The following is a 1128-nucleotide window of genomic DNA, read 5'->3' on the forward strand; positions in this document are numbered from 1 at the left end:
GGAGCCGCCAACCGAGAGAACCTCCAATGTAGTCTCCATGGAGAAGCTCCATCATCCAACCTCGATGGAAGCCAATGATCCCATCAAGAACCGCGCTGGAAGGTGGGATGGGGGCAGCGCTTACGGATCGTCATCATCGACCAGAATGGTGTTGTGTCCGGTGATCCGTGCCTAGCCAGTGATGCTGGGGTGAATGCCCCGATAAGGGCCGACCGTCACCTCTACTTCGCGGATGCCCTCAAAGACCGTGCCGATCAGGCTTTCATTGCGACAGGTCTGCCCGATTCTTAACCGACCGTTGCCCAAGGGATGCGCGATCCGCGTCGAGGTGCCGGCGCCGCCGGGTGAGCTGTCGATGGCCTTGTCGCCGTAAAATAACCGCATCGCGCCCATCGGAACTCACCCCGGCGGGTCGTAGCACAGCACATGCTCGACGCCGCAAATGCGTTCATCCTCGGGGTGGACCATGCTTTTGCCGAACTCGGTCACTGCGCTGCGAAGCGCGCAGCTACGGGTGACGATCTGCGAGGCGGACATGTCGTGTAGGCCAGCCCAATTTGCCTGCGGCTCGACCACGGCATAGAAATTGCCGCCATAGAGATGTCGACGGTCCTGTCGGGCATATCCATAGAGATGTCGACGCTGTGCACGAGCTTGGGCACATTGAACATGCGGACGCTTTCGACCTGCGCGCAGTGCAATGGCTTTGTATGCCTGAGGTCCTCAGCAGGTCGCTCATGTCAGTTCTCTTCGCGGATGGCCTTGATGGTGGTCTTGAGGGTGCGGATCACCTGCTCAAATTAGCGCTTCTCCTCTTTGTTCAACCGTTTAGCGGAGGGCGCATCGGCCCGGCGGAAAGGCCCGCGACCTCGACGCCATGCTTGCCGCATTGGATGACCTTTCCGCCCGTTTCGAGCCCGCGCATCACCGGCTTCATTGTCGGCATGATACGTCGACCCTTGGCGAAATCACCTTTCACCGCGCAGGTCTGATACAGGTAATGGAGTGAACCCCACGGGCTGGACCAAGGGTCCCGGAAAAACTGATACGCTGAACGGGCCTTGATCGGAGAAGGCTCATGACATCACGAGGTCCCTACCGTCGGCATTCGACCCCGTTCAAGCCGCA

General features: G+C 59.7%; 1 protein-coding gene and 1 pseudogene. One reads left to right on the plus strand and one right to left on the minus strand.

What is annotated here, in order from left to right; translation table 11 throughout:
* Positions 1 to 171 precede the first annotated feature (171 nt).
* A pseudogene (locus tag IB235_RS25470) lies at positions 172 to 537 on the minus strand (proline racemase family protein).
* A 200-nt stretch (positions 538 to 737) separates the two neighbouring features.
* Here IB235_RS25470 and IB235_RS26035 point away from each other — a divergent pair.
* Positions 738 to 992 carry a hypothetical protein gene (locus IB235_RS26035; protein WP_192339057.1) on the plus strand — a complete coding sequence of 85 codons (255 nt, stop codon included), beginning with the start codon at positions 738 to 740 and terminating at the stop codon, positions 990 to 992.
* Positions 993 to 1128 lie beyond the last annotated feature (136 nt).

The sequence above is a fragment of the Paracoccus sp. PAR01 genome, from assembly GCF_014851995.1.
Lineage (GTDB): Bacteria > Pseudomonadota > Alphaproteobacteria > Rhodobacterales > Rhodobacteraceae > Paracoccus > Paracoccus litorisediminis.

What these genes read in the sequence shown, in the direction of transcription:
- IB235_RS26035 (WP_192339057.1), top strand. Translation starts at nt 738, where the DNA reads ATGTCAGTTCTCTTCGCGGATGGCCTTGATGGTGGTCTTGAGGGTGCG.